Genomic DNA, 24,820 nt, shown 5'->3' on the forward strand with positions numbered 1-24,820 from the left:
TAAGTGGAAATATCGACGGTAGTTGCACCAAAAAGTGGCACTCATATACGTCACTACCTTAAAAAACATGTGGTTATTGAAGGACTTACACCGCTTTTAATCCGACGAAAGGATATAAAATTTTCTTGTTACAGCTTTTTACACTCGTTACTATAGCCGGGCGTTCACCTCCCACGGTTTATGCATTTTTAAATCCCAAGTTTCCATCAGCTACTTGGGATTTTTTTTGCCTGGGATTTAACCCCCGGCGTCAAACTTCACCTTCTGCATACTCCGCACGCATCCGCCCATTGCGTTTGGCCTGGTAAAGCAGCTTGTCGACGTCTTCGACAAAACCCAGCATCGAGCTGTCGGGTTTGACGATGTGCGTACCCACGCCCAGGCTCAGAGTCAGCAGGTTCGATACCGCTGAACAGCCATGTTCGATCTGTTGCTGGCAGATCAGGTGCAGGCAGCGCTGTGCCACCTGTCTGGCCGACGCCGCATCGGTTTCCGGCAGCAACCACACAAACTCCTCACCACCGATACGTGCGATGAAGTCCCGGGGCCGGTTGGCGGCCAGTGACAGGGTACGCGCGACCTGGCGCAGGCACTCGTCGCCCTTGATGTGGCCATAGTGGTCGTTGTACTGCTTGAAAAAATCGATATCCAGGATGATCAACGACAGCGGCAACTGGCTCCGCTGGGCGCTGGCCCATTCGCGCTCGAGCATGGTGTCGAACATGCGCCGGTTGGCGATGCCGGTGAGGCCGTCCTGATAGGAGTATTCCTCGAGTTGCTTTTGCAGGCGCACCAGGTGTTCTTCGGTCTTCTTGCGTTCACTGATGTCGAACATAAAGCCAATCAGCGCCTCGACTTCGCCGTCCTTGCGCACTACGTGCACCACGTCGCGAATCCAGACATAGTCGCCGTTCACCGTCAGCGCCCGGTAATCCGCCTCATGGTCCACCCCGGCACGGGATTGCGACACGCAGAAATTCACCACGTATTCGCGGTCGTCCGGGTGCATGCGCGAGACCCAGTCGTCAACGCTGACCCAGCTTTGCGGGGTCCAGCCCAGCAGCGCTTCGATCTGCGGGCCGATATAGCTGAAGGTCATGCTCTGCCAGTCGATACGCCAGGGTATGGCCTTGGTCGACTCCAGCAGTGTCCGGTATACATCGCTGTCGGGCTGGCTCGGAGGGGCAATGCTCATGGTGGACGGCTCGAATGATGGCTAAGTGCCCAGAGCGTCGTGTGATCGACGGTGGGAGTCAAGCGCTTGCCGAGGCAGCAGACGAGAGGTCGAGGGGCGGGCATTGTGGCGGCCCGCTAGCTATTGACAGCATGGCTTGGTGTATCCAGTGCGCCGTAGTAACGCCAGCAGCAATGACGGTGCTCCGGCACGATCACGCAGCCGCTGAGGCAGACGATCAGCAAAGCGGCAACCAGCAGGGTAAGTCGACGGTACATGGTGTTTCCTCTTGGATTGACCTGGGTTAATCCTTCAACGTTGCGGCCTGCCTGAATCCGTCGCGAAGCTTTCAGATATTTCATCAAACCCCGTCATCCTCTGGGCAATACTGCCTTCGAACACTGCCCGAAAATAAATCTGCGCAGCCCGCGACGGATTTTTGCGCACGCGCCGTTCAACCCATCAGCAACCTGCACTTTCGCGTGTTGCATGAAGGAGTTGCCATGAGACCCCTGGCCACATTGCGTTTTGCCTTGCTTGCTCCGCTGGCCCTCGCCGCGTTTGTCAGCACCCCGACTTTTGCCCAGACCGAAATCATCATCCAGCAGGCGCCGCCGCCGCAGCGCGTGGAAATGATCCCGGCCCAGCGCCCCGGTTATGCCTGGGATCCTGGCCACTGGCGTTGGGAAGGGCGCGGTTATGGCTGGGTGCCGGGCCACTGGCAGCCCGTGATGCGTCACGCGCGCTGGGAGCCGGGTCACTGGGAAGCCCATGGGCCGAACTGGTACTGGCGCGAAGGGCATTGGATCCCCTGAACCCTGCCCCTTGGCCCTGAGAACCGCCCGATTGAAAGACCCTGATCCGGACGTCGAGCTGCTGGCGCGTATCGGCAATAACGAACCTGCCGCCGTCAACGAAATGGTGACGCGCAAACTCCCGCGTTTGCTGGCGCTCGCCGGTCGTCTCCTGGGAGACGCCGACGAGGCCAAGGACGTGGCCCAGGAAAGCTTCCTGCGCATCTGGCGCCAGGCCGCCCACTGGCGCAGTGGCGAGGCGCGTTTCGACACCTGGCTGCACCGGGTCGCGCTGAACCTGTGCCACGACCGCTTGCGGCGGCGCAAGGAGCGCCCGTTAAGCGACGCGCAGGCGCTGGAAGTGGCAGACAGCTCGCCATCGCCTGAAGAGCAACTGGAGACCCAGGACCGCAGTGCACGCATGGCCGCCGCATTGGCGGCCTTGCCCGAACGCCAGCGCGAAGCCATCGTGTTGCAGTACTACCAGGAGCTGTCGAACATCGACGCCGCGGCCCTGATGAATATCAGCGTCGAGGCACTGGAGAGCCTGCTGTCGCGGGCCCGACGCCAGTTGCGCAGCCAACTTGCCGACACACCCGGGCTTGCCCGCCCAGGAAGGGGAAAATCATGACACCCGAACGCTTTGTTTATCTGGCCGACGTCTATGGGGCGGACCTGCGTCGCTGGCCCGAGGCTGAACGGGTAACGGCCCAGGCATTGCTCCGCAGTGGCAATGTGAACGCGCGTAAAGCCTTGCAGCAGGCACGTTGGCTCGACAGCCAGTTGGACAGCCATCAACTTGCATTCCCCGACCCGGCGCTGGTCCGGCAGATACGCCAATCCGCCCCACGCTCATTCTGGTCACGCTATGCCAACTGGTTATCGCCCGCTGGCCTTATCGGCGTGGGCATTGCCGGCATCGTCACCGGGATGCTGGTGGCGTCCCTGAGCGTGCCGCTGCCGATGTTGTCCTCCGAAGTGCTGCCCAGCGTCTTCGATCAAGGCGACGCGGAAGTCGTCTTCAGCGTCAACGCCGAGGAAACCGAACAATGACCGCCAGATCCCTCAAGCCGTGGCTGCTCGTTTCGGTACTGCTCAACGTGTTTTTGATCGGCGGCGTCGGTGGTGGCCTCTACCATTGGATGGCCAACACCCCGCCCGCCGAAGTGGTGGTCAACCCGCACGGCCTGCGCCAGGCGATGGTCAAGTTGCCACCGGAGCGACGCAGGGAGCTGCGCCAACTGCTGCGTCACAATCGCGACGACAGCCAGCCGCTGATCATGGCCGGGCGTGAAGCACGGTTGGGGGTGATCAAGCAATTGGAAGCGCCGAGCCTGGACCGTGAAGCACTGGTTGCAGAGCTGGCCAAGGCACGGGAGGCCGATATGGCCCTTCGGGCGCTGGTGGACAGCACCCTGGCGCAGTTCGCCAATACCTTGCCCCAGGATGAACGGCAGAAGCTGGTAGAGGCCTTGTACATGCGCGGGCAGGCAAAGTCGGCAGGCAACAAACCTCGGTCGTGAGCTGCGAGACCTGAAGTCGTTCGGTTAAGGACGAGCACTGTCCCCGTGGCGAGGGAGCTTGCTCCCGTTGGGGTGCGAAGCGCCCCCAGCGCCTGGTTTGAAAGACTCCAAAGCGGGCTTGGTAAACAAGGATTAATCGACAGCAGGTCGAGTGCGTATTTACAGGCGGCGTAGAAAGGATTTGACGATATGACGTGTGGCGTCGGTAGTGTCTATATCGTCCACGGCGCCATAAGGGTGCCACTGGCAATCGACAATCTCGTTCAAAGGCCGTGCATCCGCGATATTCACCACCGAGGCTTCAAACACATGGTGCACGGTGTCGCGGGCTTTAAGCTCCTGCAAGTACAGCAACCCGTCCACGTTCAACCCGGTTTCCTCTTCCAGCTCCCGTTCGGCCGCACCGACCGGGCGCTCGTCGCGTTCGACCTTGCCACCCGGCAAGGCCCATTTTGATCTGGCCTTGCGCACGAAGAGGATATGCCCTTCGTGTTCGCAAATGACCGTTGCGCGTATTTTCATCGTCTGTGCCCCGCAGCGGGATGAGTGTCATAAAAGTGTAATGCAATTGTCATGCTAAGTGGTTGTGGCGCGCCGCGATGGGGATGTGGATACTGCTCGATTGATGAAAACGGACGAGGAAAACAGATGAGCAGCGTACGTTGGGGCATGATCGGGTGTGGCAGTGTCACTGAGTTGAAGAGTGGACCCGCTTTCTACAAAGCGCCAGGCTCGGCGCTGGTGGCCGTGATGGGGCGGCGCGAGGACGCTGTGCGCGATTATGCGTCACGTCATGGAATTGCCCGTTACTACACCAACGCCCAGGCGTTGATCAACGACCCCGAAGTGGACGCGGTGTACATTGCCACGCCGCCCGACAGCCACCTGGAATACAGCCTGATGGTGGCGGCGGCCGGCAAGCATTGCTGCGTCGAGAAGCCGATGTCGCTGAACGCCGAACAGAGCGCGCTGATGCAGCGCACCTTCGAACGTGCCGGGCTGCACCTGTTTGTTTCCTACTACCGGCGCTCGCTGCCGCGCTTCCAGCAAGTGCGCGCGTGGCTGCAGGAAGGGCGCATCGGCACGTTACGCCACCTGACCTGGACCCTGTGCAAGCCGCCGGCCGCCGAAGATGCCAGCGCCGCCAACTGGCGTACCGACCCGGCCATTGCCGGTGGCGGCTACTTTGCCGACCTGGCCAGCCACGGTTTTGACCTGTTCCAATACCTGGCCGGGGACATCGTCGAGGTCTCGGGCTTTACTGCGCGACAGGCCGGGCACTATGCGGCCGAGGACGCCGTGACGGCCTGCTGGACATTCAGTTCTGGCGCACTGGGCATGGGCTGCTGGAACTTTGTCGCTGATCGCCGGGAGGATCGAGTGGAGTTGATCGGCAGCCGGGGACGTATTCAGTTCTCGGTGTTCGAAGACCAACCGCTGCGCCTGGAGGGCGAAACGCATGAGGTGCTGGAAGTCCCGTGCCACGCACATATCCAATGGCACCACGTACTTGCCATGAACGCGCATATTCGCGGCGAAGCCGAGCACCCGTCGCTGGCGATCGAGGCATTGAAGACCGATCGGATCCTGGACAAGGTGCTGCAACGTAATCCCAATCTGCCTGGATGATGTTTCAAGGAATCGCTGAATGAAATACTGGATGGTCCTGTGTCTGGCACTTGCCACAACGGCAATGGCAGCCCCGCGTAACCAAGGGACGCCTGGGGAGTTTGATTTTTATGTGCTGTCGTTGTCATGGTCGCCGACCTTCTGCCTGACGCACCCGGACAACGAACAGTGTTCGGGCAAGGGCTACGGCTTCGTGCTGCACGGCTTGTGGCCGCAATACGCGCGGGGAGGGTGGCCTGCTTCATGTGCGCCGCAATCACGGTTGAGCCGCGAAGAGATGGACAAGGGCGCGGCGCTGTTCCCTACGCGCTCACTGCTCACGCACGAATGGTCCAAGCACGGCACCTGCAGCGGGCTGGAACCGTCGGCGTACCTGGAGAAAACCGATGCGGCGCTGGGCGTAGTCGCTATCCCTACGCAACTGCAACCGTTCAACACGCCGCCGTCGTTGCAGGCCCGCGAGATCGAGGCGCTGTTTCGCGAGAGCAACCCGCGCATGGGCAACCATGGGCTGGCGGTGATCTGCAAAGGCAAGGTGCTGTCGGAGGTGCGTGTGTGCCTGACTAAAGACCTGGCCTTCGCCGGCTGCCCGCGCAATGTGAAAACTCAATGCCGTGATGGCGAAATTCGCATCCCCATGCAGCGCTAAGGCAGCATTGCCACGCGGTAGCGCTCGTCAAAGTCTTCGGCCAACTGCGCCAGGGTGACCTTGCCCAGTCGTTTCAACAGCAGTGCCTGGGCTTGTTCGAAGGCATCCGTGAGCGCTGCATTCACTGCCTGCTCCACCAGGCACTCGGGGTGATCGGTGGACAGGCCGATGGCGAATATCGAGGGCGTGCCCAGGGCGTTGTGAATGTCCAGCAGAGTGATTTCACTCAGTGGTTTGCCCAGGCTCCAGCCGCCCTGATGGCCCTTTTCCGAACGCACATACCCTTTCTCCTTGAGCAGCCCCAGGGTGCGCCGCACCACCACCGGGTTGGTGCCCAGCATCTGCGCGATGGTCTCCGAGGTGGCGCGTTCTTCATGGCGGCCCATATGGATCAGCACGTGGAGCATGCGCGACAGGCGCGTGTCGTTTCTCATCGATCAGCCTCAGGTTGGGTCAGTCGAAAGTATCGTTCGTAACCCGAAAAGTTGCGAGACACTTGACGGTCTATTTTTATGTAACTTATGGTGTGTCGTGAAAGTGCGCGGATAACCCCGTGCACACAACATGGAGTCACTTTCATGATGTACGACGTGATTATCGTGGGCGGCAGCTATGCCGGCCTGTCTGCGGGCCTGCAATTGGCAAGGGCGCGGCGCCAGGTGCTGGTGATCGATGCGGGGCAGCGGCGCAACCGGTTTGCCGCCACCTCCCACGGGTTTCTCGGCCAGGACGGCCAGGCGCCGGAGGTCATTGCGGCCGAAGGGCGCAGTCAGTTGATGGAGTATCCGACGGTCACCTGGGTGCAGGGCAGTGCGGTTAAGGTCAACCCACAGGCTGAGGGTTTCAGTGTACGCACCGAACATAGCGGTACGTTTCACGCCAGACGCCTGATCCTCGCCACCGGAGTGGTGGATGAACTGCCGGCGGTCGAAGGCTTGAAAGAGCGCTGGGGGACGCGAGTGTTCCATTGCCCCTACTGCCATGGCTATGAACTGGACCAAGGCCGTATCGGCGTCCTGGCAACCTCACCCCTGGCGATGCACCACGCGCTGATGCTGCCGGACTGGGGCACCACCACCTTGTTCACCAATGGTGTGTTTACCCCGGATGCCGAGCAACAGGCGCAGTTGGATCGACGTGGGGTCAGGGTGGAAAAAGCTGGCGTGCGGCGTATCAGCGGCGAGCGTGCCGACCTGGAATTGCACGATGGCAGGGTGTTCAACCTCGACGGGATCTTCACCATGTCCCGCACGCGCATCGGTCCGTTGGCCGAACAACTGGGCTGTGAATTGGCCGACGGCCCCACCGGGCCTTACCTGCACACCAACGACACTCGCCAGACCTCGGTGCCCGGCGTGTTTGCCTGTGGTGATGCATCCCTCGCCGCCGGGTCCGTGGCGCTGGCTGTGGGCGAGGGCGTACGCGCCGGGGTGGGCGCACATTTCTCGTTGATCAACGCGTGAAGCCATTGCCGCCGCAGGGGCATTTTGTTCAATACCGCTGCGCGCGGGCCTTATACCGTGGAGCCCTGTTTACGCCTCATCATAAAAAGGGAACCGCAATGAGCTTGATCATTTCCATGGCCGCCTTCGCCCTGGCCACGTCCATCACGCCGGGACCGGTCAATGTGGTCGCCCTGAGTTCAGGCGCGCGCTTCGGTTTTGTCGCCAGCCAGAAGCATGTGTTCGGTGCCGCCGTTGGCTTTACCTTGCTGTTGGTACTGATCGGCCTGGGTTTGCACGAGGTGCTGCTGCGCTGGCCCATCCTGACCCAACTGATCCAGTGGGGCGGGGTGGCTTTCCTGCTGTACATGGCCTGGAAACTGGCGGTGGATGACGGCCGGCTTGACGCGGAGGGCGGCGCGACCGCGCCGTCGATGCTCTACGGCGCGATCATGCAGTGGCTCAACCCCAAGGCCTGGCTGGCCTGCGTGGCGGGGATGGGCTTGTTTGTGGCCGACGGCGACGCGGCGCAGGTCTGGTTGTTTGCCAGCCTCTACCTGGTGATCTGCTACCTGTCCGTGGCGTGCTGGGCCTATGCCGGGACCTTTCTGCGCCGCTACTTGGACAATCCCCACGGCGTGCGCCTGTTCAACCGCTCAATGGCCGCGTTGCTGGTGGCCAGTGTGGGTTATTTGCTGATGGCTTGAGCACCTCGCGGTATTGTCCTGGGGTGGCGGCAAAATGCTGTTTGAAGGTGCGCTGGAAGTGCGCCTGGTCGGCAAATCCCGCAGCGAGGGCCACATCGGCGATCAACTCGCCATTGCGCAGCCGGGTGCGGGCAAACTGGATGCGCTGGTTGACCAGGAACGCATGGGGTGTCAGCCCGTAGTACTGCTTGAAGGCGCGGATCAGGTACGACGGCGACAGTTCGGCCGCCAGGCAGATATCTTCGAGTTTCAACGCCTCGGTGCAGTGCACACGGATGTACTCGGCGGCACGCTCCAGTTTTTGGTTGACCTCGCGCATCGGTGTGGGTGAAGGGTTCAGGCGCTGCTGGACTTCGCTGAAGTAACTCACCAGCGCGCTTTGCTTTTGCAGAAGCTCGGCCTGCTCATTCACCAGCATCCGGTACAACGCCAGCAAGCCGCTGTACAGCAGCGGGTCACGGGTATGCGGCGTATTGAAAGCGCGATAACCCTGGTCGGTGCTGAAGCCCAATTGGTACTGCAATTCGGTCAGCCAGGGCGTGTCGAGGTAGAGCATGTGATAGGACCATGGCTGGTCGTGGATAGGGTTGCACGCATGCACATCGCCCGGGTTCATCAGTACCACGGTGCCGGCGCTGATCTGGAACGTATCGGCGCCGTAATGGTAATAGCTGCGCCCGGTCGTGATCGCGCCGATGGAAAAATGCTCATGGGCGTGACGGGTATAAGTGACCTTGCGCCCGTCGGCGATGGTGCGCGCTTCGATGAACGGCAGGCGCTCGTCGCGCCAGAAGCGCGGCGCGGCGGGGCAAGGGGCGGTCAGCGTCATGGGCACGACTCCAGGGCAATCAAGATCAGTAACGGATCGTTGCACAGACCCTGGCGTTTGTGTAGCCGTTGGCTTGGCAGGGGGGCACGCAGTGATCCGATTGTGCGGCACACCCACGCGGGACGTGGGCGTGCAGATCGCTCAGAGCGGCTCTGGGCACGGCACCAGAAAGGCAGCCTCCAGCAGTTGGCGCGTATACGAATGCTGAGGATCGGCAAAGATCGTCCGCGCATCGCCCTGTTCCACCACCTGCCCCTGCTTGACCACCATCAGTTGGTGACTCAGCGCCTTCACCACCGCCAGGTCATGGCTGATAAACAGGTAGGTCAGGTTGTACTTGGCCTGCAGGCTGCGCAGCAATTCCACGACCTGACGTTGTACCGTGCGGTCCAGCGCCGAGGTCGGTTCGTCCAGCAAGATCAGGCGTGGCTTGAGCACCAACGCACGGGCGATGGCGATACGTTGGCGTTGGCCGCCGGAGAATTCGTGGGGGTAGCGATGGCGTGATTCAGGGTCCAGGCCGACCTCCTTGAGCGCTGCGATAATCGCTGCTTCCTGCTCGGCTGGCGTGCCCATCTTGTGAATGCGCAGGCCTTCGCCGACGATCTCGCTGACGCACATGCGTGGGCTCAGGCTGCCGAACGGGTCCTGGAACACCACCTGCATTTCCCGGCGCAACGGGCGCACCTGTTGCTGGGTCAGCGTGTCCAACTGCTGGCCTTCGAAACGAATCCCGCCCTTGCTGGCAATCAAGCGCAGGATCGCCAGGCCCAGGGTGGATTTGCCCGAGCCGCTTTCGCCGACGATGCCCAGGGTCTGGCCCTGGGGCAGGCTGAAGTTGATCCCATCCACCGCTTTGACGTAATCGACGGTGTTGCGCAAGAAGCCTTTCTTGATCGGGAACCAGACTTTCAAATCGTCCACTTCCAGCAACGGCGGCCCGACTTCGTTGGTGGCCGGTCCACCACTGGGTTCCGCGGCCAGCAGTTCCTGGGTGTATGGATGCTGGGGCGACTGGAACAGCGTCTCGCACTCGGCCTGTTCGACGATGCAACCTCGTTGCATCACGCAGACGCGGTGAGCAATGCGTCGCACCAGGTTCAAGTCGTGGCTGATCAGCAGCAAGGCCATGCCCAGGCGTGCCTGCAACTCCTTGAGCAACTCTAGGATCTTCAACTGCACGGTGACATCAAGGGCCGTGGTCGGCTCATCCGCGATCAACAGCTCTGGCTCATTGGCCAGGGCCATGGCGATCATCACCCGCTGGCGCTGGCCGCCCGACAGTTCGTGGGGCAGAGCCTTGAGCCGTTTGTGCGGCTCGGGGATGCCCACCAGCTCCAGCAACTCCAAGGTGCGCCGGGTCGCGACCTTGCCGGTCAGGCCCTTGTGCAGGCCCAGCACTTCGTTGATCTGTTTCTCGATGCAGTGCAGCGGGTTCAACGACGTCATTGGCTCCTGGAAGATCATCGCGATGCGGTTGCCGCGAATATGCCGCAGGGTCTTTTCCTTGAGGGTCAGCAGGTCTTGCCCGGAATAGGTGATGGTGCCGGACGGGTGTCGGGCCAGCGGGTAGGGCAGCAGGCGCAGGATCGAGTGGGCGGTCACCGATTTGCCGGAGCCGCTTTCGCCGACCAGGGCCAGGGTTTCGCCGCGCTTGATATCGAAGCTGACGTTGTTGACCACGCGGTGGTGATGCTCGCCCGTGACGAACTCGACGGAGAGGTCGCGGATTTCGATCAGATTGTCCTGATTCATCTCATTTCCTCGGGTCAAAGGCATCGCGAGCGGACTCGCCGATAAACACCAGCAAGCTCAACATGATCGCCAGCACGGCAAACGCGCTCATGCCCAGCCATGGTGCCTGCAGGTTGGATTTGCCCTGGGCCACCAGCTCCCCCAGCGAGGGCGAACCGGCCGGCAGGCCAAAGCCGAGGAAATCCAGGGCGGTCAGGGTGCCGATGGCGCCGGTGAGGATGAACGGCATGAAGGTCATGGTCGAGACCATGGCATTGGGCAGGATGTGGCGGAACATGATCGCGCCGTTTTGCATCCCCAGTGCCCGGGCCGCGCGCACGTATTCGAGGTTCCGCCCGCGCAGGAACTCGGCGCGCACCACGTCCACCAGGCTCATCCAGGAAAACAGCAGCATGATCCCCAGCAGCCACCAGAAGTTCGGCTGCACGAAGCTGGCGAGGATGATCAGCAGGTACAGTACCGGCAAGCCGGACCAGATTTCCAGGAAGCGCTGTCCGGCCAGGTCGACCCAACCGCCATAGAAGCCCTGCAAGGCCCCGGCGATCACGCCGATGATCGAGCTGAGCACGGTCAACGTCAGGGCAAACAGCACCGACACTCGGAAGCCGTAGATCACCCGCGCCAGCACATCGCGGCCCTGGTCGTCGGTGCCCAGCAGGTTGACGCTCGAAGGCGGCGCGGGGGCCGGTACCTTCAGGTCGTAGTTGATGCTCTGGTAGCTGAACGGGATCGGCGCCCACAAGGTCCAGGCGTCCTTGGCCTTGAGCAGTTCCTGGATATACGGGCTCTTGTAGTTGGCTTCCAGCGGGAACTCGCCGCCGAAGGTGGTTTCCGGGTAGCGCTTGAGGGCCGGGAAATACCAGTCGCCGTCGTAGTGCACCGCCAGTGGCTTGTCGTTGGCGATCAGCTCCGCGCCCAGGCTCAGCCCGAACAGGATCAGGAACAGCCACAGCGACCACCAGCCACGCTTGTTGGCCTTGAACCGCTCGAACCGGCGCCGATTGAGGGGGGACAGGTTCATCTCAATGCTCCCGGCTGGCGAAGTCGATACGCGGATCGACCAGGGTGTAGGTGAGGTCGCCGATCAGTTTCACTACCAGCCCCAGCAGGGTGAAAATGAACAGTGTGCCGAACACCACCGGGTAGTCGCGGTTGATCGCCGCTTCAAAGCTCATCAGGCCCAGGCCGTCGAGGGAGAAGATCACTTCCACCAGCAACGAGCCGGTGAAGAAAATCCCGATGAACGCCGACGGGAACCCGGCGATCACCAGCAGCATCGCGTTACGGAACACATGGCCGTAGAGCACGCGGTGGTTGGTCAGGCCCTTGGCCTTGGCGGTGATCACGTATTGCTTGTTGATCTCGTCGAGAAAGCTGTTCTTGGTCAGCAGCGTCATGGTCGCGAAGTTGCCGATCACCAGCGCGGTGATGGGCAACGCCAGGTGCCAGAAGTAATCGAGCACCTTGCCGCCCCAGCTCAACTCATCGAAGTTGTTGGACGTGAGCCCGCGCAAGGGGAACCAGTCAAAATAACTGCCGCCGGCAAACACCACGATCAGCAGGATCGCAAACAGGAACGCCGGGATCGCATAACCGACGATGATTGCCGAACTGGTCCACACATCGAAATGGCTGCCATGTCGGGTGGCCTTGGCGATCCCCAGTGGGATCGACACCAGGTACATGATCAGCGTGCTCCATAACCCCAGGGAGATCGATACCGGCATCTTTTCCTTGATCAGGTCGATGACCTTGGCGTCACGGAAGAAACTGTCGCCGAAATCCAGCCGGGCGTAGTTCTTGACCATGATCCACAAGCGTTCCGGCGCCGATTTGTCGAAGCCGTACATCTTTTCGATTTCCTTGATCAGCGCCGGGTCCAGGCCCTGGGCGCCGCGATAGCTGCTGGAACCGGCCACCGAGACTTCGGCGCCGCCACCGGCAATACGGCTGGTAGCGCCCTCAAAGCCTTCGAGCTTGGCGATCATCTGCTCCACCGGGCCACCGGGGGCGGCCTGGATGATGATGAAGTTGATCAGCAGGATCCCGAACAGCGTCGGGATGATCAGCAACAGGCGGCGAACAATATAGGCCAGCATTTAATCGCCTCCGCTCGCCGCATCGGCGCTGGTGTTTGTGTTCGCGTCTGAGGTGACGGCAGATTTTACGTTGGGTTTTGCCCACCAGGTGGCGGTGCCCACGTCATAGCGCGGCGGGGTTTTCGGATGGCCGAGGTGGTCCCAGTACGCCACGCGGAAGGTCTTGATGTGCCAATTGGGGATCACGTAGTAGCCGAACTGCAGCACACGGTCCAGGGCCCTGGCATGGGCGATCAGGCTTTTGCGCGAGTCGGCGTCGATCAGTTCTTCCACCAGTTGGTCGACTGCCGGGTCCTTGAGGCCCATGTAGTTGCGGCTGCCAGGTTTGTCGGCGCTGGAAGACTTCCAGAACTCCCGTTGTTCGTTACCCGGCGAAGTGGACTGCGGGAAGCTGCCCACCATCATGTCGAAGTCCCGGGAACGCACACGGTTGACGAACTGCGAGACGTCCACCCGGCGGATCACCAGGTCGATGCCCAGGTCCGCCAGATTGCGCTTGAAGGGCAGCAGGATGCGCTCGAACTCGGTCTGGGCCAGCAGGAACTCGATGGTCACCGGTTTGCCTGTGGTGTCGACCATCTTGTCGTCAACGATGCGCCAGCCGGCCTCCTGCAGCAGTTGGTAGGCCTCGCGTTGCTGGGCGCGGATCATGCCGCTGCCGTCGGTTTTGGCCGGCTCGAAGGCCTGGGTGAAGACTTCGGCCGGGATTTTGTCGCGCAGGGGTTCGAGGATTTTCAGCTCATCCGGGCCGGGCAGGCCGGTGGCGGCCATTTCGGAGTTTTCGAAGTAACTGCGGGTGCGGGTGTAGGCGCCGTTGAACAGCTGTTTGTTGCTCCATTCGAAGTCCAGCAACAGGCTGATGGCCTTGCGCACGCGCACGTCCTGGAACATCGGCTTGCGTGTATTGAACACAAAACCTTGCATGCCGGTGGGGTTGCCGTTGGGAATTTCTTCCTTGATCAACCGGCCCTCGGTCACGGCCGGAATGTTGTAGGCGTTGGCCCAGTTCTTGGCGCTGAATTCCAGCCAGTAGTCGAACTGCCCGGCCTTCAAGGCTTCCAGGGACACGGTGCTGTCGCGGTAGTAGTCGGTGATGCGGTTATCGAAATTGTAGAAACCCTTGGTGATCGGCAGGTCCTTGGCCCAGTAGTCCTTGACCCGCTCGTAGCGGATCATGCGCCCGGCCTTGACCTCGGCCACCTTGTACGGCCCGCTGCCCAGGGGCACTTCCAAGTTGCCCTTGGCAAAGTCCCGCGTGGCCCACCAATGCTTGGGCAGCACCGGCAGTTGCCCGAGGATCAGTGGCAATTCGCGGTTGTTGGTGCGCTTGAACTTGAACAGCACCCGCAGGGGGTCTTCGGCGATCACTTCATCGACATCGGCGTAGTAGGTGCGGTAGATCGGCGAGCCTTCCTTGATCAGTTCCTGGAAGGTGAACACCACGTCTTCGGCACGGATCGGGTGGCCGTCGTGGAAACGCGCCTCGGGGCGCAGGTAGAAACGCACCCAGCTGTTGTCCGGGGCTTTTTCGATCTTGCCGGCGACCAGGCCATACTCGGTGATGGGTTCGTCCAGGCTCTGCATGGCCAGGGTGTCGTAGATCAGGCTGACATTGTCGGCGGGCACGCCCTTGCTGATAAACGGGTTGAGGCTGTCGAAGCCGCCCATGCTCGACTCGCGGAAAGTGCCGCCCTTGGGCGCATCCGGGTTGACGTAGTCGAAGTGCTTGAAGTCGGCGGGGTATTTCGGCGGCTCGTTGTACAGCGTCAGTGCGTGTTGCGGGGCGGCGTGGGCCGTGGTGCACAGCAACAGGCTGCCGAGCAGTACGTTGCGCAAATACATCATTGGGCTTTCTCCGAAGCTTTCAGCCACCACGCGCTCAGGCCCAGGCTGTAGGGCGGCGTGGCGACGAAGGCGAACCGGTTGCGGTACGCCAGGCGATGATAGTTGAGGTACCAGTTGGGAATGCTGTAGTGCTGCCACAGCAGCACCCGGTCCAGGGCGCGGCCGGCAGCCAGTTGTTCTTCGCGGGTCTGGGCCGCCAGGAGTTGTTCCAGCAGGTGATCGACAATGGGGTTGGCGATGCCCGCATAGTTCTTGCTGCCCTTGATCGCGGCCTGACTGGAGTGGAAGTACTGCCACTGCTCCAGGCCGGGGCTCAAGGTCTGGTTGAGGGTGATCAGGATCATGTCGAAGTCGAATTGATCCAGGCGTTGCTTGTACTGGGCGCGGTCGACGGTGCGCAGGCGTGCGTCGATGCCGATGCTGATCAGGTTCTCGACATAGGGCTGCAGGATGCGCTCCAGGTTCGGGTTGACCAGCAGTATCTCGAAGCGCAACGGTTGCCCGTCCTTGTTGAGCAGGCGTTGGCCCGACAACTTCCACCCGGCTTCGCCCAGCAGCGCCAGGGCACGGCGCAGGGTTTCACGGGGGATGCCGCGCCCATCGGTCTGGGGCAGGCTGAAGGCTTGGGTAAACAGGTTGGGCGGCAGCTGTTCGCGGTACGGGGAGAGCATCAGCCATTCATGGCCGGTTGGAACACCGGTAGCGGCGAACTCGCTGTTGGGGTAGTAGCTGAGCGTGCGTTTGTAGGCGCTGCTGAAGAGGGTGCGGTTGGTCCACTCGAAGTCGAACATCAGCCCCAGGGCTTCACGCACCTTGGTCTGACTGAAGGTTGGCCGGCGCGTGTTCATGAACAGGCCCTGGCTCTGGGTCGGGATCTGGTGGGCGATCTGCGCCTTGATCACCTCGCCACGGTTGATCGCTGGGAAGTTGTAGCCATTGGCCCAGTTCTTGGCCTGGTGCTCGATGTAAATGTCGAACTCGCCGGCCTTGAACGCTTCGAAGGCTACGTCGCTGTCGCGGTAGAACTCCACTTCGACCTTGTCGTAGTTATAGAAGCCCTGGTTGACCGGTAAGTCTTTGCCCCAGTAATCCTTGACCCGTTCAAACACCAACTGGCGTCCAGGGGTGACCTTGCTGATGCGGTACGGCCCGCTGCCCAGGGGCGGCTCGAAGGTGGTCGCCTTGAAGTCGCGGTTTTTCCAATAGTGTTGGGGCAATACCGGCAACTCGCCCAGGCGCAGGATCAGCAACGGGTTGCCGGCGCGCTTGAACACAAAGCGGATGCGATGACGGTTGAGGATGTCCACCCGTGCCACTTCCTGCAGGTTGGTGCGGTACTGCGGGTGGCCTTCGGTCAGCAGGGTGCGATAGGAAAACGCCACGTCATACGCGGTGATCGGCTTGCCATCGTGAAAGCGCGCTTCCGGGCGCAGGTTGAACACCACCCAACTGCGGTCCTCGCTGTATTCCACTGACTGGGCAATCAGCCCATAGCTGGAAGTCGGTTCATCGCCGGACGGCGCGTACTGACCGGTGCCGACCATCAACGGCTCGTTCAGCTCATTGACGCCGTATTGCAGGAAGTTGGGGGTGGAAACCGGGCTTGAGCCCTTGAACGTATAGGGGTTGAGGGTATCGAAGGTGCCAAATGCCATGACCCGCAAGGTCCCGCCTTTCGGCGCTGCAGGGTTTACCCAATCGAAGTGGGTGAATTTGGCCGGGTACTTGAGCGTGCCGAACTGCGTATAACCGTGGCTCTCGGTTATCGTCGCGTTCGCACCAAAGCTCAAGGCCAGACTTATTAGTAGAAGGAGGGGACGCTTCAAGTCAGGGATCCGATCCAGGCGGCTTGGGCTTTATGATCGGTACAGTAACAGCTTGTTCCGGCTGGAAAAAGCCGGTTGGGAGCACTGTAGATCCAATGTGGGAGGGGGCAAGCCTCCTCCCACATTGGATCTACAGTGTTCTTGAAACCTTAGCGCGGCCCGGAAACCACCAGCATCTGCCCCGGCTTCAGCGCCTGGCCAGTACGCGGGTTCCAACGCTTGAGATGCTGCATCTCGACGTTGAAGCGCTTGGCGACGATGTACAGCGAATCGCCTTTCTTGACCTTGTACTGCACCGGCTTCTTGCTACTGGCCACTGCGCGGCGTGTGTCCTGCATCACCAGGGTCTGGCCGACCTTGAGGGCTTGGCCGTTGAGCTTGTTCCAGCGCTGCAGGTCATGTACGTCGACCTTGTTTGCCTTGGCGATCAGCGTGAGGTTGTCGCCACTGCGCACCTTGTAGTTGCGGGTCCGTCCGGCCACCCGTGCGGTCTCAACTTCGTCGAAAACCTGTTTCTTCGGACGCATCGCCAGCAATTCTTCAGGCTTCATCGTCGAAAGGGTGCTGGTGAGCAATTGCGCCTTGGAACTTGGCACCAGCAGGTGTTGCGGGCCATCCAGGGTGGTACGTTGCTTGAGCGCCGGGTTGAGCTGGAACAGTTCGTCTTCGTCGATCTCGGCCAGCGCGGCAACCCGTGACAGGTCCATGCTTTGCTTGACTTCAACCACTTCGAAGTACGGCGTGTTGGCAATCGGGTTCAGGTTGACGCCGTAAGCTTCGGGTGCCAGTACCACTTGGGACAGCGCCAGGAACTTGGGCACGTAGTCCTTGGTTTCCTGGGGCAGGGGCAGGTTCCAGTAGTCGGTGGGCAGGCCGAGCTTCTCGTTGCGCTCGATGGCCCGGCTCACCGTGCCTTCGCCGGCGTTATAGGCGGCCAGGGCCAGTAACCAGTCGCCGTTGAACATATCGTGCAGACGGGTCAGGTAGTCCAGGGCGGCGGTGGTGGAGGCGGTGATGTCGCGGCGGCCGTCGTAGGCGCGGGTCTGGCGCAGGTTGAAGTAGCGCCCGGTGGAGGGGATGAACTGCCACAGGCCGACGGCATCGCTGCGCGAATAGGCCATCGGGTTGTAGGCACTTTCGATCACTGGCAGCAGCGCCAGCTCCAGGGGCATGTTGCGTTCTTCAAGGCGCTCGACGATGTAATGAATGTAGAGGCTGCCGCGTTCACCGGCGTTCTCCAGGAAGGACGGGTTGCTGGCGAACCACAGGCGCTGTTGCTCGATACGCGGGTTGACGCCCACGTTGTCCTGCAATTGAAAGCCCCGGCGCATGCGTTCCCAGACGTCCTGGGGCACTTCTGGAGCAGGTTTCTCTGAAAGCCAGATGACGGGTTTCTGTTTGATCTTGGCGGCAAGGTTGGGCTTGGGTTGCACGGTGGATTGTGCGGCGAAATTGGTCGATTGGCAGCCCGCCAGCGTGGCGGACACAGCCACCGCCACAGCTTGAGCCAGGCGGGTCAATGCGTCTGAATGGTTGGATTTACGAATAGATGACGACATTGGCTGGAAGTAAGTTCCGGGCAAAAATGTCGGGCGATTCTAGAAAGCACTTGGGTTCCGGTCAACCGTTCAGAAATTACGTATCAGATTGCATCCCTTTAGAACTTATCTTTCCATGCCCTCAAGCTAGCAAATACCTCGGCCCCAGAGCGGTTGTCACGGCCATTCCGTTCGTCCGCTTTTTGTTTAACAGATGTTTCAGAGGTACGCAGGAAGGGGTTGGTACGCTTTTCCAGGGCCAGGTTGGAAGGCAGCGTTATCTCGCCGCGGGCCCGCAGTTGACGGACGTTTTCCACCCGTTCGGAGATGTCGGCATTCTGCGGTTCCACCGCCTGGGCAAACTTGAGGTTACTTTGTGTGTATTCGTGGGTGCAGTACACCAGGGTGTCGGCGGGCAGGGCGGCCAGGCGCTCGAGGGAGGTGTGCATCTGCTCCGGCGTGCCCTCGAACAGGCGGCCACAGCCGGCGGCGAACAGGGTGTCGCCACAGAACAGAACGCCCTGGTGGTAGAAGGCGATATGGCCCAGGGTGTGGCCGGGCACGGCATAGACGTCGAAGTCCCAGCCCAGCACGCTGATGCGGTCGTTACCCTGCAGGGCGGTGTCCCGCGCCGGGATCGGCTCGTTGGCCGGACCGTACACCTTGGCGTCAGTCACACGCTTGAGTTGCTCGACACCCCCGACATGATCGTGGTGATGGTGGGTAATCAGGATGTCGCTGAGGGTCCACGTCGGGTTTTGCTTGAGCCAGGCCAGTACCGGCGTGGCATCGCCGGGATCGACCACGGCGCAACGTTGGGTTTGCTGGTCCTGCAACAACCAGATGTAGTTGTCGGTGAAGGCGGGCAGGGCACTGATCTGTATCATTCTTCGATTCGCCAAGCTGAACACATTGGTGCATCTTAGAACGTCTAGGCGAGTTGGAGAATGCAATGACTGATAAAGCGTTCGCCCAGGCCGATCCTGAGTGGCTGGCCCTGATCGGCGCAGCCCGTGAATGGCTGTCCGGGCCCATCGGGCAATTTCTGCTGGATGAAGAACGGCGCATGCTCGAAGACGAGTTGGGCCGTTTCTTTGGCGGCTACCTGGTGCATTACGGCCCTTCGGCCCAGACCCCGCCCGCCGCGCCCCAGGTGCAACGCAATGTGCGCCTGGGCGCGCCGTTGCCGGGGGTGGAGATTGTGTGCGAGGAGCAGGCCTGGCCGTTGAGCGAGCACGCCGCCGATGTGGTGGTGTTGCAGCATGGCCTGGATTTCTGCCTGTCGCCCCACGGTCTGTTGCGTGAAGCGGCGAGCAGTGTGCGCCCTGGTGGCCATTTGCTGATTGTCGGCATCAACCCTTGGAGCAGTTGGGGGCTGCGGCATGTGTTCGCCCATGATGGCCTGCGCCAGGCGCGCTGCATCTCGCCCTCACGGGTCGGGGACTGGCTGAACCTGCTGGGCTTCGCACTGGAGAAACGCCGCTTCGGGTGCTATCGTCCGCCGCTTGCCTCGGCCAAGTGGCAAGGCCGCCTGGCCGGCTGGGAACGCCGCGCAGGGGCGTGGCAGCTGTCGGGGGGCGGCTTCTATTTATTGGTGGCGCGCAAGATCGTGGTCGGCCTGCGGCCGGTGCGCCAGGTGCTGCGCCAGCCCATGGGCAAACTGGTGCCGATGCCGATGGCCAAGGTCAACCGCAACCAAAGCGAACCGTAGAACTTTTTTGATTTCAGACCTGCCTGTTTTGATGGATGTAACCGATGACCGATAGCGTAGAACTCTTCACCGATGGCGCCTGCAAGGGCAACCCCGGCCCCGGCGGCTGGGGCGCCTTGCTGGTGTGCAAGGGCGTAGAGAAGGAGTTGTGGGGCGGCGAAGCCAACACCACCAACAACCGCATGGAACTGATGGGCGCCATTCGCGGCCTGGAAGAACTCAAGCGCCGCTGCAACGTGCTGCTGGTCACCGACTCGCAATACGTGATGAAAGGAATCAACGAGTGGATGGTCAACTGGAAGAAGCGCGGCTGGAAGACCGCGGCGAAGGAACCGGTCAAGAATGCCGACCTATGGCAATTGCTCGATGAGCAATGCAACCGCCATGACATCACCTGGAAATGGGTGCGCGGGCACATCGGCCATCCGGGTAACGAGCGCGCCGACCAGCTTGCCAATAGAGGTGTGGACGAAGTGCGGGGCTACAAGCAGAGCTGATGTTGGCTGACGTGTTAACATCGCGCCCCTTGACTCACACCACACTGCACACCAAACCGTTGAGAGCTGAACCCTGATGGCCATCCGATCTGTTGTACTCGATACCGAAACCACCGGCATGCCGGTGACCGACGGCCACCGGATCATTGAAATCGGCTGTGTCGAACTCATGGGTCGGCGCCTCACCGGTCGTCACTTCCACGTCTACCTGCAACCGGACCGTGACAGTGACGAAGGCGCCATCGGCGTCCACGGCATCACCGACGAGTTCCTCAAGGGCAAGCCGCGTTTCGCCGAAGTGGCCGATGAGTTCTTCGAATTCATCAACGGCGCCCAGTTGATCATCCATAACGCGGCGTTCGACGTCGGCTTCATCAATAACGAATTTGCCCTGATGGGGCAGATGGATCGCGCGGACATTTCCCAGCACTGCTCGATCCTCGACACCTTGATGATGGCCCGTGAGCGTCACCCGGGCCAGCGCAACAGCCTCGATGCCTTGTGCAAGCGTTATGGCGTCGACAACTCCGGCCGTGAACTCCACGGCGCCTTGCTCGACTCCGAGATTCTCGCCGACGTTTACCTGACCATGACCGGCGGGCAGACCAGCTTGTCCCTGGCGGGAAACGCCTCCGATGGTGCCGGCTCGGCGGAAGGCTCGGGCAACCGCCCTTCGGAAATCCGTCGACTGCCGGCGGATCGCAAGCCCTCCACCATTATCCGTGCCAGCGAGCAGGATCTGGCCGAGCATGCGGCGCGGTTGGAGGCTATTGCCAAGTCGGCGGGTGCGCCGGCGTTGTGGACCCAACTGACCCACAGTTGATCTCCATTGCTTTCAGAATCTTCATTCGCGTCATCGTCCCCGAGCTTCTACCCTTGAGTGCATAGCCCTCAGGACGACAAGCACTCATGTACAAAGACCTGAAGTTTCCCGTGCTTATCGTGCACCGCGACATCAAGGCCGACACCGTTGCCGGTGACCGGGTTCGCGGCATCGCCCGAGAGTTGGAACAAGAGGGCTTCAGTATCTTTTCTGCCGTGGACTACGCCGAAGGCCGGCTGGTGGCGTCGACCCATCACGGCCTGGCGTGCATGCTGATTGCCGCCGAAGGCGCCGGTGAGAATACCCACCTGCTGCAAAATATGGTCGAGCTGATCCGCCTGGCCCGCCTGCGGGCGCCGAACCTGCCGATCTTTGCCCTGGGCGAGCAGGTCACCCTGGAGAACGCCCCGGCCGATGCCATGAGTGAACTCAACCAACTGCGTGGCATTCTCTACCTGTTCGAAGACACCGTGCCGTTTCTCGCCCGCCAAGTGGCCCGTGCTGCCCGCACTTACCTGGATGGCCTGCTGCCGCCATTCTTCAAGGCCCTCGTGCAACACACGGCAGACTCCAACTATTCCTGGCACACCCCCGGACACGGCGGTGGCGTGGCCTATCGCAAAAGCCCGGTGGGGCAGGCGTTTCATCAGTTCTTCGGAGAAAACACCCTGCGCTCGGACTTGTCGGTCTCGGTGCCCGAACTGGGTTCGCTGCTCGATCACACCGGGCCCCTGGCTGAAGCCGAGGCCCGTGCGGCGCGTAACTTCGGGGCTGACCATACCTTCTTCGTGATCAATGGCACGTCCACCGCCAACAAGATCGTCTGGCATTCCATGGTCGGGCGCGATGACCTGGTGCTGGTGGACCGCAACTGCCACAAGTCGGTGTTGCACTCGATCATCATGACCGGTGCCATCCCGCTGTACCTGTGCCCGGAACGCAATGAGCTGGGCATCATCGGTCCGATTCCCCTGAGCGAATTCAGCCCCGAATCGATCCGCGCCAAGATCGACGCCAGCCCCTTGACCCGTGGCCGGCTACCCAAGGTAAAGCTGGCCGTGGTCACCAACTCCACCTACGACGGCCTGTGCTACAACGCCGAGCTGATCAAGCAGCAATTGGGCAACAGTGTCGAGGTGCTGCACTTCGACGAAGCCTGGTACGCCTACGCGGCCTTCCACGAGTTCTTTACCGGGCGCTACGGCATGGGCACCTCGCGCACCCCGGACAGCCCACTGGTGTTCACCACTCACTCCACCCACAAGCTGCTGGCGGCGTTCAGCCAGGCTTCGATGATCCATGTGCAGGACGGCGGCGCGCGCCAACTGGACCGTGACCGTTTCAACGAAGCCTTCATGATGCATATCTCCACCTCGCCGCAATACAGCATCATCGCCTCGCTGGACGTGGCCTCGGCGATGATGGAAGGCCCGGCCGGGCGCTCGCTGCTGCAGGAAATGTTCGACGAGGCCCTGAGTTTTCGCCGCGCCCTGGCCAACCTGCGCCAACACATCGCCGCCGAAGACTGGTGGTTCTCCATCTGGCAGCCGCCGTCGGTGGCGGGCATCGACCTAGTCGCCACGGCGGATTGGCTGCTGCAGCCGCAGGATGACTGGCACGGCTTCGGTGATGTTGCCGAAGACTACGTGCTGCTGGACCCGATCAAAGTAACCCTGGTAATGCCCGGCCTCACTGCCGGTGGCGCCTTGAGCGAGTGCGGTATTCCCGCCGCGGTGGTCAGTAAATTCCTCTGGGAGCGCGGGCTGGTGGTGGAAAAGACCGGGCTGTATTCGTTCCTCGTGTTGTTTTCCATGGGCATCACCAAGGGCAAATGGAGTACCTTGCTCACCGAGTTGCTGGAGTTCAAGCGCAGTTACGACGCGAATGTCAGCCTCGCCAGTTGTTTGCCATCGGTGTTTGCCCAGGGCCCGGCCCGTTATCAGGGCTTGGGTTTGCGCGACTTGTGCGACCAATTGCACAGCTGTTACCGCAGTAACGCCACCGCCAAGCACCTCAAGCGCATGTACACGGTGTTGCCGGAAATCGCGATGAAACCGGCCGACGCCTATGATCAATTGGTAAGGGGCGAAGTGGAGGCAGTCTCCATTGATGCCTTGTCAGGACGCATTGCAGCCGTGATGCTGGTGCCTTATCCGCCGGGCATTCCGTTGATCATGCCGGGCGAGCGCTTTACCGAGTCGACCCGGTCGATCATTGACTACCTGGCGTTTGCCCGGACGTTCGATAGCAGTTTTCCCGGTTTTGTTGCCGATGTTCATGGGTTACAACACGAAGATGACGGCAGTGGTCGTTGTTACACCGTCGATTGCATCAAGGGTTAAGGATGTTTATGCAAGCTGTAATGAACCCGAAGTATCCAGGGCTCAGTGTGCGGGTCGCCGATGAAGGCTTTGATGCCTACGTGTGGGGCAATGATTTCAGCTTTGAGGTCAACGCCTATGGCGTGCCGGAGATGGGCAGGCGAGTCGATCAATGGCCCGTGGAGCGCATCGTGCCGTACCGCAAGTGTTATGGCATCGACCCGGAAGAGTTCGCCAGTTTCCGCGACGCACCAGACAGTGCGATCTTCATGGCGTACCTGGATGATCGTGCGGTCGGGCATATCGTGGTCAGTACCAATTGGAATGGCTTTGCCCACGTTGATGAACTGGCGGTGGCCTTGCCTGCCCGGCGGCATGGGGTGGCCAAGTCGCTGCTGGATGTGGCGCAGTTCTGGAGCCGCAAGAAAAACCTGCCGGGCATGATGCTGGAAACCCAGAACAACAACCTGGGCGCCTGCCGTCTGTATGAGCGTTGCGGCTACGTGATGGGCGGGATCGACCACCTACGCTATCGCGGCATTGACCCGCAAACACGCGAGGTGGCGATTTTCTGGTATCGGTTGTTCAAGACCGACGCCGAGCGGTTTTAACTCGCCAGCAGGCCTTGGGCCTTTTGCGTGACAATCTCCAGCAGCGCATTCAGCGCAGGTGAGGTCACGCCATCCTTGAGTGTCAGCGCATACAGGCTGACCATGATCGGCGGTGACACCGGGCACGCATCCAGACCTGCCTCGCGCGCGCCAAACGCGGTGAACGGGTCGACAATCGCCAGGCCTTCGCCGGCTTCCACCATGCTGCGCATCATCTGGTAGGTCTGCACCCGCGTCTGCACCACCGGCAGCGGGCGCAGCGCTTGCAGCTTGGCGTCCAGCAGGCGGCTGAGCGGGTCGTGTCCTTCGAGCCCGATCATCGACTGCCCGGCCAGGTCTTGCAGCGCAATGTACTTCTGCTTGGGCTTGAGCCAGCCGTGGGGTGCCAGCAGTTGCAATTTGCCTTGGGCCAGCACCGTGCTATGGATCTGCGGGTGTTCCGGGTCGTACAGGCTCAAGCCGACGTCGGCTTCGTGCAGCAGCAGGCTGCGGACGATTTCCCGGGTTGGCTGGCTCGACAGGTTGCACGGTGTGTCCTGAAAGCGTCGGCGCAGCAGCGCAATGCTCTGGGGCAGCAGTTGATTGGCCAGTGGCGGCGTGCACAAGGCGCGCAAGGTGGGGGCGTGATGGTGTTTCAGGCGGCTGGCCAGGCGTTGCACCGGTTCCAGGGCTTCGTACACGTGGGCAATTTCTGCCTGCAGCTCCAGGGTTTCCCGTGTCGCCTGCAAACGCCCGCGCACACTGGCAAACAGCATGAAACCCAATTGCTGCTCGGCATCCTTGAGTGCCGCGTCTACATCGCCCACGGGTAGCTGCAACCATTCGGCGGCGGTGCCGAGGTGTCCGGTCTGCAGGATGGCTTGAATCACTTCGAGATGACGTAAACGCATGGCCGGAGTCTATGTGCAGCGCGGAGGGGATTCAATGGCGCAGGCCATCGTGCGCAAAAAAGACGGTGTGGGTCGTGTATGTCGCTGGCGTTCAGCCAGGACCTCACTAGAATGGCTCGTCTGATCATCAACGACCAATGCCGGTTACCGGCACATA

The 24,820-nt window shown here is 61.3% G+C and carries 26 protein-coding genes; 13 read left to right on the top strand and 13 right to left on the bottom strand.

From position 1 onward, the window contains the following. Positions 1-250: 250 nt before the first annotated feature. Positions 251-1,195, bottom strand: a complete 945-nt coding sequence (locus tag HCF10_RS10350; protein ID WP_131700631.1) for a GGDEF domain-containing protein — start codon at positions 1,193-1,195, stop codon at positions 251-253. 116 nt (positions 1,196-1,311) lie between these two features. Beyond that, on the bottom strand, positions 1,312-1,452 hold the full coding sequence (locus tag HCF10_RS10355) for a hypothetical protein (RefSeq protein ID WP_167655452.1): 141 nt from the start codon (positions 1,450-1,452) through the stop codon (positions 1,312-1,314). A 225-nt stretch (positions 1,453-1,677) separates the two neighbouring features. Between HCF10_RS10355 and HCF10_RS10360 the strand changes: the two genes are divergently transcribed. From HCF10_RS10360 to HCF10_RS10375, 4 genes are read left to right on the top strand one after another with little or no spacing between them, the layout of a single operon-like run. After that, positions 1,678-1,989, top strand: coding sequence for a YXWGXW repeat-containing protein (locus HCF10_RS10360; protein ID WP_167655453.1), 312 nt, complete (start codon positions 1,678-1,680; stop codon positions 1,987-1,989). Positions 1,990-2,020: 31 nt separating this feature from the next. Beyond that, the gene (locus HCF10_RS10365; protein ID WP_145337264.1) at positions 2,021-2,599 is read left to right on the top strand and encodes an RNA polymerase sigma factor; all 579 of its coding nucleotides are present in this window, start codon (positions 2,021-2,023) and stop codon (positions 2,597-2,599) included. After that, positions 2,596-3,021, top strand: a complete 426-nt coding sequence (locus HCF10_RS10370) for a hypothetical protein (protein WP_167655454.1) — start codon at positions 2,596-2,598, stop codon at positions 3,019-3,021. Before HCF10_RS10365 ends, HCF10_RS10370 begins: the two co-directional genes overlap by 4 nt. Next, positions 3,018-3,491, top strand: a complete 474-nt coding sequence (locus HCF10_RS10375; protein WP_145337265.1) for a periplasmic heavy metal sensor — start codon at positions 3,018-3,020, stop codon at positions 3,489-3,491. Before HCF10_RS10370 ends, HCF10_RS10375 begins: the two co-directional genes overlap by 4 nt. 159 nt (positions 3,492-3,650) lie before the next feature. Here HCF10_RS10375 and HCF10_RS10380 read toward each other — a convergent pair whose 3' ends face one another. Beyond that, on the bottom strand, positions 3,651-4,013 hold the full coding sequence (locus HCF10_RS10380) for an NUDIX hydrolase (protein WP_131700636.1): 363 nt from the start codon (positions 4,011-4,013) through the stop codon (positions 3,651-3,653). Positions 4,014-4,139: 126 nt separating this feature from the next. On the opposite strand from HCF10_RS10380, the gene HCF10_RS10385 reads away from it, so the two are divergent. Further along, positions 4,140-5,120 (top strand): Gfo/Idh/MocA family protein, encoded by a 981-nt coding sequence (locus tag HCF10_RS10385; protein WP_131700637.1) that lies wholly within the window; start codon positions 4,140-4,142, stop codon positions 5,118-5,120. 19 nt (positions 5,121-5,139) lie between these two features. Next, a complete protein-coding gene (locus HCF10_RS10390) occupies positions 5,140-5,769 on the top strand; it encodes a ribonuclease T2 family protein (protein ID WP_167655455.1) in 630 nt (209 codons plus the stop codon). Here the strand turns inward: HCF10_RS10390 and HCF10_RS10395 are convergent. Continuing rightward, positions 5,766-6,203: an Rrf2 family transcriptional regulator gene (locus HCF10_RS10395; protein WP_092488675.1), complete on the bottom strand. Its 438-nt coding sequence runs from the start codon at positions 6,201-6,203 to the stop codon at positions 5,766-5,768. The genes HCF10_RS10390 and HCF10_RS10395 overlap by 4 nt on opposite strands. Positions 6,204-6,347: 144 nt before the next feature. Here HCF10_RS10395 and HCF10_RS10400 point away from each other — a divergent pair, with 144 nt between their 5' ends. Both HCF10_RS10400 and HCF10_RS10405 read left to right on the top strand, forming a co-directional pair. Continuing rightward, on the top strand, positions 6,348-7,232 hold the full coding sequence (locus HCF10_RS10400) for an NAD(P)/FAD-dependent oxidoreductase (RefSeq protein WP_145337267.1): 885 nt from the start codon (positions 6,348-6,350) through the stop codon (positions 7,230-7,232). A 98-nt stretch (positions 7,233-7,330) separates the two neighbouring features. Continuing rightward, complete coding sequence (locus HCF10_RS10405) at positions 7,331-7,918, top strand: LysE family translocator (protein WP_131700640.1); 588 nt, start codon at positions 7,331-7,333, stop codon at positions 7,916-7,918. On the opposite strand, the gene HCF10_RS10410 is transcribed toward HCF10_RS10405, so the two are convergent. The 8 genes from HCF10_RS10410 to gloB all read right to left on the bottom strand — a co-directional run bounded on the left by HCF10_RS10410 (position 7,860) and on the right by gloB (position 18,697). Next, positions 7,860-8,747: an AraC family transcriptional regulator gene (locus HCF10_RS10410; protein ID WP_131700641.1), complete on the bottom strand. Its 888-nt coding sequence runs from the start codon at positions 8,745-8,747 to the stop codon at positions 7,860-7,862. The genes HCF10_RS10405 and HCF10_RS10410 overlap by 59 nt on opposite strands. Before the next feature lie 141 nt (positions 8,748-8,888). Continuing rightward, positions 8,889-10,502, bottom strand: coding sequence for an ABC transporter ATP-binding protein (locus tag HCF10_RS10415; RefSeq protein WP_131700642.1), 1,614 nt, complete (start codon positions 10,500-10,502; stop codon positions 8,889-8,891). A gap of 1 nt (position 10,503) precedes the next feature. Further along, a complete protein-coding gene (locus HCF10_RS10420; RefSeq protein WP_053134921.1) occupies positions 10,504-11,523 on the bottom strand; it encodes an ABC transporter permease in 1,020 nt (339 codons plus the stop codon). A 1-nt stretch (position 11,524) separates the two neighbouring features. Beyond that, the gene (locus HCF10_RS10425; protein ID WP_027606500.1) at positions 11,525-12,601 is read right to left on the bottom strand and encodes a microcin C ABC transporter permease YejB; all 1,077 of its coding nucleotides are present in this window, start codon (positions 12,599-12,601) and stop codon (positions 11,525-11,527) included. Next, on the bottom strand, positions 12,602-14,446 hold the full coding sequence (locus HCF10_RS10430; protein ID WP_131700644.1) for an extracellular solute-binding protein: 1,845 nt from the start codon (positions 14,444-14,446) through the stop codon (positions 12,602-12,604). It lies immediately after the preceding gene. After that, positions 14,443-16,272, bottom strand: coding sequence for an extracellular solute-binding protein (locus HCF10_RS10435; protein WP_167655456.1), 1,830 nt, complete (start codon positions 16,270-16,272; stop codon positions 14,443-14,445). Before HCF10_RS10435 ends, HCF10_RS10430 begins: the two co-directional genes overlap by 4 nt. A gap of 149 nt (positions 16,273-16,421) precedes the next feature. After that, positions 16,422-17,831: a lytic transglycosylase domain-containing protein gene (locus HCF10_RS10440; RefSeq protein WP_131700646.1), complete on the bottom strand. Its 1,410-nt coding sequence runs from the start codon at positions 17,829-17,831 to the stop codon at positions 16,422-16,424. 98 nt (positions 17,832-17,929) lie between these two features. Then, entirely contained in the window at positions 17,930-18,697 is a 768-nt protein-coding gene (gene gloB, locus HCF10_RS10445) for a hydroxyacylglutathione hydrolase (RefSeq protein WP_167655457.1), read from the bottom strand. A gap of 65 nt (positions 18,698-18,762) precedes the next feature. Between gloB and HCF10_RS10450 the strand changes: the two genes are divergently transcribed. The 5 genes from HCF10_RS10450 (at position 18,763) to HCF10_RS10470 (ending at position 23,773) form a co-directional block, all read left to right on the top strand. Further along, positions 18,763-19,521, top strand: coding sequence for a class I SAM-dependent methyltransferase (locus HCF10_RS10450; RefSeq protein WP_131700648.1), 759 nt, complete (start codon positions 18,763-18,765; stop codon positions 19,519-19,521). 44 nt (positions 19,522-19,565) lie between these two features. Beyond that, positions 19,566-20,018 carry a ribonuclease HI gene (gene rnhA / locus HCF10_RS10455; RefSeq protein ID WP_003173571.1) on the top strand — a complete coding sequence of 151 codons (453 nt, stop codon included), beginning with the start codon at positions 19,566-19,568 and terminating at the stop codon, positions 20,016-20,018. 82 nt (positions 20,019-20,100) lie between these two features. Then, the gene (gene dnaQ / locus HCF10_RS10460; protein ID WP_167655525.1) at positions 20,101-20,841 is read left to right on the top strand and encodes a DNA polymerase III subunit epsilon; all 741 of its coding nucleotides are present in this window, start codon (positions 20,101-20,103) and stop codon (positions 20,839-20,841) included. Positions 20,842-20,927: 86 nt separating this feature from the next. Beyond that, entirely contained in the window at positions 20,928-23,183 is a 2,256-nt protein-coding gene (locus tag HCF10_RS10465) for an Orn/Lys/Arg decarboxylase N-terminal domain-containing protein (RefSeq protein WP_167655458.1), read from the top strand. 8 nt (positions 23,184-23,191) lie between these two features. Further along, positions 23,192-23,773: a GNAT family N-acetyltransferase gene (locus HCF10_RS10470; RefSeq protein ID WP_131700651.1), complete on the top strand. Its 582-nt coding sequence runs from the start codon at positions 23,192-23,194 to the stop codon at positions 23,771-23,773. Here the strand turns inward: HCF10_RS10470 and HCF10_RS10475 are convergent. After that, positions 23,770-24,663: a LysR substrate-binding domain-containing protein gene (locus HCF10_RS10475; protein WP_131700652.1), complete on the bottom strand. Its 894-nt coding sequence runs from the start codon at positions 24,661-24,663 to the stop codon at positions 23,770-23,772. The genes HCF10_RS10470 and HCF10_RS10475 overlap by 4 nt on opposite strands. Between the last annotated feature and the right edge of the window lie 157 nt (positions 24,664-24,820).

The sequence above is a fragment of the Pseudomonas sp. B14(2022) genome (assembly GCF_012030485.1).
Lineage (GTDB): Bacteria > Pseudomonadota > Gammaproteobacteria > Pseudomonadales > Pseudomonadaceae > Aquipseudomonas.